This is a genomic window from Anaerolineales bacterium, from assembly GCA_003105035.1.
Lineage (GTDB): Bacteria > Chloroflexota > Anaerolineae > Anaerolineales > UBA4823 > FEB-25.
Genome location: PQAL01000015.1, coordinates 1 through 8,327, shown reverse-complemented (window position 1 = coordinate 8,327; position 8,327 = coordinate 1). Strand labels below are relative to the sequence as shown.

The 8,327-nt window shown below is 52.5% G+C and carries 12 protein-coding genes and 1 tRNA gene; all 13 read left to right on the top strand.

The features are described from left to right. A partial coding sequence (gene tuf / locus C3F13_07060) for an elongation factor Tu (GenBank protein ID PWB54361.1) occupies positions 1-1,185 on the top strand: 1,185 nt, incomplete at its 5' end. A 24-nt stretch (positions 1,186-1,209) separates the two neighbouring features. Continuing rightward, positions 1,210-1,377 (top strand): 50S ribosomal protein L33, encoded by a 168-nt coding sequence (rpmG, locus tag C3F13_07055; protein PWB54359.1) that lies wholly within the window; start codon positions 1,210-1,212, stop codon positions 1,375-1,377. A 25-nt stretch (positions 1,378-1,402) separates the two neighbouring features. Beyond that, positions 1,403-1,479 (top strand) — tRNA-Trp (locus tag C3F13_07050). 72 nt (positions 1,480-1,551) lie between these two features. After that, positions 1,552-1,785, top strand: coding sequence for a preprotein translocase subunit SecE (gene secE / locus C3F13_07045; protein PWB54358.1), 234 nt, complete (start codon positions 1,552-1,554; stop codon positions 1,783-1,785). A 156-nt stretch (positions 1,786-1,941) separates the two neighbouring features. Beyond that, the gene (locus tag C3F13_07040) at positions 1,942-2,511 is read left to right on the top strand and encodes a transcription termination/antitermination protein NusG (protein ID PWB54360.1); all 570 of its coding nucleotides are present in this window, start codon (positions 1,942-1,944) and stop codon (positions 2,509-2,511) included. Between the two features lie 129 nt (positions 2,512-2,640). After that, positions 2,641-3,069, top strand: coding sequence for a 50S ribosomal protein L11 (rplK, locus tag C3F13_07035; protein ID PWB54357.1), 429 nt, complete (start codon positions 2,641-2,643; stop codon positions 3,067-3,069). 48 nt (positions 3,070-3,117) lie between these two features. Next, the gene (locus C3F13_07030; protein ID PWB54356.1) at positions 3,118-3,837 is read left to right on the top strand and encodes a 50S ribosomal protein L1; all 720 of its coding nucleotides are present in this window, start codon (positions 3,118-3,120) and stop codon (positions 3,835-3,837) included. A 158-nt stretch (positions 3,838-3,995) separates the two neighbouring features. Next, positions 3,996-4,574, top strand: a complete 579-nt coding sequence (gene rplJ, locus C3F13_07025) for a 50S ribosomal protein L10 (protein ID PWB54355.1) — start codon at positions 3,996-3,998, stop codon at positions 4,572-4,574. Positions 4,575-4,666: 92 nt separating this feature from the next. Further along, the gene (locus tag C3F13_07020; GenBank protein ID PWB54354.1) at positions 4,667-5,050 is read left to right on the top strand and encodes a 50S ribosomal protein L7/L12; all 384 of its coding nucleotides are present in this window, start codon (positions 4,667-4,669) and stop codon (positions 5,048-5,050) included. Positions 5,051-5,148: 98 nt separating this feature from the next. Then, positions 5,149-5,826 (top strand): DNA-binding response regulator, encoded by a 678-nt coding sequence (locus C3F13_07015; GenBank protein PWB54353.1) that lies wholly within the window; start codon positions 5,149-5,151, stop codon positions 5,824-5,826. Between the two features lie 9 nt (positions 5,827-5,835). After that, positions 5,836-7,233: a hypothetical protein gene (locus C3F13_07010; protein PWB54352.1), complete on the top strand. Its 1,398-nt coding sequence runs from the start codon at positions 5,836-5,838 to the stop codon at positions 7,231-7,233. Between the two features lie 36 nt (positions 7,234-7,269). Then, on the top strand, positions 7,270-7,905 hold the full coding sequence (locus C3F13_07005) for a hypothetical protein (protein ID PWB54351.1): 636 nt from the start codon (positions 7,270-7,272) through the stop codon (positions 7,903-7,905). Then, positions 7,886-8,327: hypothetical protein (locus C3F13_07000; GenBank protein ID PWB54350.1), on the top strand; the 442-nt coding region annotated here is incomplete at its 3' end. The genes C3F13_07005 and C3F13_07000, both read left to right, overlap by 20 nt.

The following is an 8,327-nucleotide window of genomic DNA, read 5'->3' as shown; positions in this document are numbered from 1 at the left end:
GAGCGAAACAAGCCGCACATGAATGTGGGCACAATGGGACACATTGACCACGGCAAGACGACGTTGACCGCTGCGATCACCAAGTACTGTGCATTTCTAGGGCAGGCTGAGTACCGGTCGTTCTACACGATCGACAATGCCCCTGAGGAAAAGGAACGCGGCATCACGATCAACATTGCCCATGTGGAATATGAGACCAGCAAGCGCCACTACGCTCACGTAGACATGCCTGGGCACCGTGACTACATCAAGAACATGATCACGGGTGCAGCCCAGGTGGATGGGGCGATCCTGGTGGTGGCGGCTCCGGATGGGCCGATGCCGCAGACACGTGAGCACGTGYTGCTGGCGCGCCAGGTGGAAGTTCCGGCGATCGTGGTCTTCCTGAACAAGGTGGACATGATGGACGATGAGGAGCTGCTGGAGCTGGTGGAGATGGAGCTGCGTGACCTGCTGAACGAGTACGAGTTCCCTGGAGACACGACCCCCATCGTGCGCGGGAGTGCTTTGCTAGCCCTGGAGAGCACGAGCACCGATCCGAATGCCCCCGAGTATGCCTGCATCAAGGAGCTGCTGCGGGTGGTGGATGAGTACATCCCCGAGCCGGTGCGGGATACGGACAAGCCGTTCATGATGCCGATCGAGGATGTGTTCTCGATCAAGGGGCGTGGCACGGTGGTGACCGGACGTGTGGAGCGTGGGGTTGCCAAGAAAGGTGACCCGGTGGAGATCGTGGGCTTGCGCGAGAAGAGCCTGACATCGGTGATCACCGGCACCGAGATGTTCCACAAGGAGCTGGACCAGGTGCAGGCTGGAGACAATGCAGGTATCCTGCTGCGTGGGATTGAGCGCACCGATGTGGAGCGCGGCCAGGTGGTGGCCAAGCCTGCTTCGATCACCCCGCACACCAGGTTCATGAGCGAAGTGTACGTGCTGCGCAAGGAAGAAGGTGGACGGCACAAGGCTTTCTTCACCGGATACCGCCCGCAGTTCTACATCCGGACGATGGATGTGACCGGCAACATCAAGCTGCCCGAAGGGGTGGAGATGGTCATGCCGGGAGATAATGTGAACCTGGAAGTTGAGCTGATCGTGCCGGTGGCGTTGGAGCAAGGCTCCAAGTTCGCCATCCGCGAAGGCGGCCTGACCGTCGGCGCAGGTGTGATCACTAAGATCATCGCATAATGTAAACAAGAGTAAAGGATTAGAATGGCTTCGAAAAAAGATGTACGCCCGGTGATCACCATGGCGTGTTCAGAATGCAAAGAACGCAATTACACCACGGAGAAGAATCGTCGCAACGATCCGGGGCGTATTGAGTTAAACAAGTATTGCCCGCGATGCCGCAAGCACACCCTGCATCGCGAGACCAAATAGGGGAAGGCACAAGCCACCCCCACATAGGCCAGTAGCTCAATTTGGCAGAGCACCGCTCTCCAAAAGCGGGGGTTGTGGGTTCGATTCCTGCCTGGCCTGCCTGAAGGGAAAGAGTCTTTTCCGGATGACGCCGTCTACAAGAGGCGGCGTTTTACCCGTAGATGGAGGATTACCGTGCCTGATAATAGATCTGCTCGCCATGAGATGAATTTCTTCCAGAAAATCTGGTTTAAAATCCAGAGATTCTTCCAGGAAACGATTGGAGAATTAAGGAAGGTATCATGGCCTACCCGTAGGGAGGCTATACGACTGACTTGGATAGTCATCCTGGTCATTGTGGTAATGGCGTTCATCCTGGGCGGTCTCGATTTGATCTACGCTCGGATTTTTGCGGTGATCCTGGGTTAAACCTAGCGAATAAACTATTCGCCTGAAGGTGAAGATTTAACAATTATGATGATTGAATACAACCAGGAAGAAAATAGCCAAGAGCCCCTTGACGATGGCGAAAAGGAAGCTGGTCAGGTGGTAAATCCTGAGGTTACACAAGATTCCGGCGAAATCGTGACGGAGGCCTATCCTGGACAGCCTGATGAGCTGCCTCAGGAAGATGGTCGCGCCTGGTATGTGGTTCATTGTTATTCGGGCTACGAAAATAAGGTTCGCCACAATCTCGAGCAACGCATCGAATCGATGGGGATGAAGGATAAGATTTTCGATGTTGTCGTCCCCACGGAGGAAGAGATCGAGGTCAAGGAAGGGAAACGTCGTACGGTAGAACGCAGGGTTTTCCCGGGTTACATCCTGGTGAACATGATCATGTCGGAAGAGAGTTGGTATGTGGTGCGTAACACGCCTGGTGTTACCGGGTTTGTGGGCATGGGTACCCAACCGACACCCCTCCGCCCGGAGGAAGTGGCGCAGATCATCAAGCGCATGGAAGCCGAAGCGCCCCATATCAAAGTTACATTCCGTTCGGGCGAGCGCGTGCGCATTGTTGATGGGCCGTTCAATGATTTCCGTGGCACCGTAGCGGAAATCGACATGGAACGTGCCAAGGTACGCGTAATGGTAAACTTTTTCGGCCGTGAGACACCGGTCGAGCTTGACTTTTTACAGGTCGAGAAGGCTTAAAGTAGCCGAGAACATAGCTGCACGAACAGCCCTGTAGTGGGCTGTATTAGTGGGAGGGTGTCCCCAATAATCACCCGCTAAAACCACGCACCGCTGCTCTGCGAGAGTTGGCGGCGAAAGGAGAATAAAGTGGCGAAGAAACTTAAAGCAATTGTTCGATTGCAGATTCAGGCTGGAAAAGCCAACCCTGCACCTCCGATTGGTCCCGCATTAGCTGGTCATGGGATCAATCTCATGGCATTCTGCAAGGAATATAATGCCCGCACCAATAACCGGATGGGCGAAATTATTCCAGCAGAGATCAGCATCTTCACCGATGGATCTTTCACATTCATCTTGAAGACGCCTCCAGCGGCAGTCTTGTTGAAAAAGGCCGCTGGTGTAGACAAAGGATCAGCTGTGCCCAACCGCGAAAAAGTTGGCAAGGTCACGCGCAAGCAGGTGCGTGAGATTGCTGAGCTCAAGATGAAAGATCTGAATGCGGTTGACCTGGAAGGTGCGATGCGTCAGATCGAAGGCACCGCACGGAACATGGGCTTGACGGTAGTAGAAGACTAACCCTGTGGGAGGGTGGCAATCACCCGTTTGCACCACGAAGGAGAAATTATGGCAAAGCATGGAAAGAAGTATTTAGCTGCAGTAGCTAAAATTGATGAGACGCATTGGTATACCCCTGAAGAGGCGGTAAAGCTTGTTAAAGAAACGCACTTCGTAAAGTTTGATTCGACTGTGGAAGTCCATATGCGGCTGGGTGTCGATCCCCGTCATGCGGACCAGCAGGTTCGTGATGTGGTCGTGCTCCCACATGGGCTGGGCAAGGCCGTCAGGGTACTGGTGTTTGCCCAAGGTGAAGGGGCAGCCCTGGCACGTGAAGCCGGTGCTGATGTCGTGGCTGACGATGACGAGACCATCGCCAAGATCCAAGGCGGTTGGACTGAGTTTGATGTCGCCATCGCCACCCCTGACCTGATGGGTAAGGTCGGCCGTTTGGGCCGTGTGCTTGGCCCGCGTGGCTTGATGCCCAACCCGAAAGCTGGCACGGTAGTACCTGCGGAAGACCTGCCGCGAGTGATCAATGAATCGAAAGCCGGCCGTGTTGAGTTCAGAGTGGATAAGACCGCCAACCTGCATATCCCTATTGGAAAAGCCTCCTTTGATGAGAAGCAGCTGTACGAAAACCTGGCAGCCCTCATGGAAGCCATCAAGAAAGCTCGCCCTGCAAGCGTGAAGGGTACTTTTATCAAGCGTATCACGCTAACATCCACCATGGGTCCTGGCATTAAATTAGACCCGATGGAAGCTCAAAGCATGGCGGTCGCAGAATAAAGGATTATGGTATAGTTACGATATAAAATAAGCTTCGCCAAAGACAGCAGGTGCGGAAGGTACGCTTAATTCCCTGCCGAGGTGAAGATATCTCCAGATGGAAATTATCCGCCTGAGGCGGGTTGGTAATGTGATGGACGGAGAGTCTTTGCCAGGCACTGGTTGCGAGGCAAGGACTTTTAATTTGGAAAGGAGGTGAAATAACCTTGGCTATAACGAAGGAACGCAAGAACGCATTAATTACCCAATACAGCGAATGGCTGCAGCAAAGCAAAGCTTTGGTGATGACCCAGTACGTGGGTTTGACCATGAAGGACATCGATGGCCTGCGGGCAAAGGTGCGCGATAATGGTGGTGAGTTCCACATCATTAAAAACACTCTGGCAAAGAAGGCTTTCGAGCAAGCCGGATACCCTGTTCCGTCAGCGCACTTGGAAGGCAGCACCGCGATCATCTTTGCCTTTGCAGATGCTCCCGCAACTGTAAAAGCAGTGACCGAATTTGCAAAAAGCTCGGAGTTTTTAAAGATCAAAGGCGGCTTCCTGGAAAAGCAGCTACTTACGCCTGAGGGCGTAAAGGCATTGGCAGATCTACCGCCGTTGCCGGTGGTGCGCGCCCAGTTGTTGGGTACCTTGCTCGCTCCAGCCAGCAAGCTTGTCCGGACACTGGCTGAGCCAGGCAGAATGATCGCAGCGGTTATCAAGGCCCATGCGGAACCTGAAGCAACGCCAGCCTGATGCCAACCATCATGGAATGCACATTCATCATAATTAGTAAAAATATACTAAGCAAAAAATAATCATTAATAAGAGAAGAAGGAGTTTATAAAATGTCTGACATTACTAAACTGGTTGAGGAACTGAGCGCCCTCACCGTTATTGAAGCTGCTGAGCTTGTTAAAAAATTGGAAGAGAAGTGGGGCGTTTCCGCCGCTGCCCCAGTTGCAGTCGCTGCTGGCGCTGCTGCTGCAGCTGGTCCTGCTCCCGAGCCCGTTGAAGAAAAGACTGAGTTCAACGTGGTGATTAAAGATGCGGGTGCCAAGAAGATTGAAGTCATCAAGGTCATTCGCCAGCTCACCAACCTGGGGCTGAAAGAAGCCAAGGACGTCGCAGAAACCGCTGGTTCCAATGTGCTCGAGGCCGTCAGCAAGGAAGCTGCTACGGATGCCAAGGCAAAATTGGAAGCTGCAGGTGCTGTAATTGAAGTTCAGTAAATGTAAAAGAGATCCCGGAAGCTATTGCCTCCGGGATCTTATTAATCTCGTTTTGTTTTTTTAGTCGCCCTGTGGTATAGTTTAATCACGGAGGGCTTATGAGCGCACGAATTCTAATAATTGAAGACGATGAGGCCATCCTTCGGTTCTTGCGCCGCGGCCTGGCCTATGAAGGTTATCAGGTGGACACTGCTATCGACGGGCATTCGGGTCTGGCTTCAGCGCGCGACAATCCTCCAGACCTGGTCGTCCTGGACATCATGCTTCCAGGAATCGATGGCCTTGAAGTATGCAGGCGCTTACGAGCCGGTGGTCCGGTGCCCATCCTGATCCTGACTGCCAAAGATTCGGTCAATGACCGGGTGATGGGGTTGGATGTTGGGGCAGACGACTATATGGTCAAGCCATTCAATTTGGATGAGCTCCTGGCTCGCATTCGTGCCTTATTACGCCGTGCCCAACCCAGCCGGCCCCAAGTTCTACGATTTGCCGACCTGATCCTCGATACTGGCACCCGCCAGGCATCGCGTGGTGATCGGGTGATCTCACTTACTGCCAAAGAATATGAGCTATTGGAGCTGTTCCTGCGCCACCCACGCCAGGTTTTAACCAGGGAGATGATCTTTGACCGCGTGTGGGGATATGACTTCGGTGGTGAGAGCAACATCATTGAGGTCTATATTCGCTATTTGCGCCAAAAACTTGAGGTTCAAGGGGAACAGCGCCTGCTGCATACTGTGCGTGGTATGGGGTACGTTTTACGCGAACCATCGTAAATTAATTTCATGTCCCTACGTAGCCGGCTCACCTTACTATACACATCCATAGTAGGGGGTATATTACTGTTGTTTGGAATCGCCGTTTATTATTCGGTGAGCTTAACGGTGGTCCATCAATTGGATGATTCCCTGCGAATCAGGGCTGAGAACGTCTACATCAACACCCAACTTGACAGTGATGGGGCCTTGCAAGTAACCCTGTCGCAGCTCGATCTGCCGGATGACATCTACGTACAGCTATGGGGTCGGGGTAATCACTTAATCCAGAAATCTCAGAATCTACGTATCCTCAATTCGCCGCTCGATTCGATCGGTCTGTATAGCCCGACCCCTGTGTTCCGGGATGTTAATCAAAACGGATCAAGGATGCGCGTTTTGACCGTTCCGCTAGTAGCCGGGAAAGGCAACCGGTTGGAAGGCGTTTTGCAGGTTGGCATACGCATGGATGTGGTTAATGCCACACAGGATACCTTGCTCGAAGTATTGATTATAGGCACGGCCATTGCCATCGTGGCAGCCAGCCTGGCTGCCTGGTATAGTAGTCACCAGGCACTGCGGGCTCTGGATAATGTCACCAAGTCTGCTCTGCAGATCACCAGCGCCGATGATCTCTCACGCAGGATCCCATACTCAGGTTCGAAGAAGGACGAAGTCGGACAGCTGGTAACAGCTTTCAACCAAACGTTGAGCCGCCTGGAAAACCTGTTTTCCACACAAAGACGCTTTCTGGCAGATGTGGGTCACGAGCTACGGACGCCGCTCACAGTCATCAAAGGCAATGTGGGCTTGATGCGCAAGATTAAAGAATTTGATGAAGAATCGTTGGTGACCATAGAAGATGAGGTCGACCGACTCACTCGCATGGTGGGCGACCTGCTTTTACTGGCGCAAGCTGAATCTGGCAAAATCCCCCTGGCTCATGAGGTGGTGGAGCTGGATACACTCCTGCTCGAAGTATTGAATCAAATGCAGGTCTTGACCCGCGACCGCATCCAACTAAGCCTGGGGGATATCGACCAGGTCCTGGTGTGCGGAGACCGCGACCGACTGAAACAGGTGATTGTGAACCTGGTGGGGAATTCAATTAACTACACGCCCAAAGGTGGTGAGGTAGTGGTGGGCCTGGGGAAGGTTACAGACCGGGCACAGCTCACGGTGACCGACAATGGTCCGGGTATCCCAGCTGAAGATCTACCCCATATTTTCGAACGTTTTTACCGCGGCGAGAAATCACGCACCCGCCAAAAAGATGGTAAGGGATTCGGGTTGGGCTTATCGATTGCTTACTGGATCGTTCGCAATCATGGTGGCCGGATTGAGGTGAATTCGGTGGTTGGTAAAGGAACCACGTTCTGTGTCTGGCTGCCATTGGCAGAGGGAGATTGTCAGCAGGCAGCCAGCTGACCACAAAGTAAATTATCGGTGTCTTACAGGTAGCTTATGCAAAATAACAAACCCAAACGGATCATAAAATCTCCATTCGTTAGGGGTTTACTTTTTCTCCTTACCTGCCTGGCGATCATCATCCTGGTCAATTTTGGACCTGCTGAACACAGCCTGGGTACTCATATCCGCGTGGTTTACCTGCATGGAGCCTGGGTGTGGGTATCATTGTCGGGATTCCTGTTATCGGCAATTTTTGGCATGTTAGGGTTGATTACCCGGCGCCTCGCCTTTCATCACTGGTCGAAAGCTTTTGGTCTGACGGGTTTGATCTTCTGGATCACCTATATACCTTTATCCTTATGGGCAATGCAGTCGAATTGGAATGGCTTGTATCTGGCCGAGCCGCGTTGGAAGCTGGCACTGGTTTTCACAATCACCGGTATCCTCTTGCAGGCAAGGTTGTACCTGGCAGACAGACCTAAGCTGACTTCTGCGTTTAACATTATCTACTTTGTGGCATTGACAGCAGCCATCCGAGGAACCGAAAATGTAATGCACCCGGCCTCTCCAATCTTAAATAGTGATGCCTGGCGAATCCAGATTTTCTTTTTTGGTTTAGTCGTGCTGATATTTTTTGCTGCCTGGCAAGTAGCCCGATGGTGGTACCTGCGTGAATCAGACCGAGTATAGTGTTGCGCCTGTCCTCAGGGATAAGCTGAATTTTCAACTGACGATCTTCGTCATCGTCCGGACAGTGTTTAACACCTTTTACCGGATGATCTACCCATTCCTGTCTGTGTTTGCCAAGGGTTTTGGAGTTGACCTGCGCACGATGTCGTACGCAATCTCGGCACGCTCACTGATGGGTCTAATCAGCCCAATCCTGGCCTCTGTTGCAGACAGCCGGGGCCGCAAAGCTGGGATGTTGATCGGTACGATCATTTTCACTGCCACCATCTGCCTGCTGGTTTTCTGGCCAACATTTATTGCTTTCTTCATATCACTCAGCCTGGGCATGATCGGTTACCTGATTTTTGTGCCCTCGATGCAAGCTTACCTGGGCGACCGGGTGCCGTATGAAAAGCGGGGCAGGGTGCTGGGGATTACGGAAT

What these genes read in the sequence shown, in the direction of transcription:
- rpmG (PWB54359.1), top strand. Translation starts at nt 1,210, where the DNA reads ATGGCTTCGAAAAAAGATGTACGCCCGGTGATCACCATGGCGTGTTCA.
- C3F13_07030 (PWB54356.1), top strand. Translation starts at nt 3,118, where the DNA reads ATGGCAAAGCATGGAAAGAAGTATTTAGCTGCAGTAGCTAAAATTGAT.
- C3F13_07020 (PWB54354.1), top strand. Translation starts at nt 4,667, where the DNA reads ATGTCTGACATTACTAAACTGGTTGAGGAACTGAGCGCCCTCACCGTT.
- C3F13_07015 (PWB54353.1), top strand. Translation starts at nt 5,149, where the DNA reads ATGAGCGCACGAATTCTAATAATTGAAGACGATGAGGCCATCCTTCGG.
- C3F13_07010 (PWB54352.1), top strand. Translation starts at nt 5,836, where the DNA reads ATGTCCCTACGTAGCCGGCTCACCTTACTATACACATCCATAGTAGGG.
- C3F13_07005 (PWB54351.1), top strand. Translation starts at nt 7,270, where the DNA reads ATGCAAAATAACAAACCCAAACGGATCATAAAATCTCCATTCGTTAGG.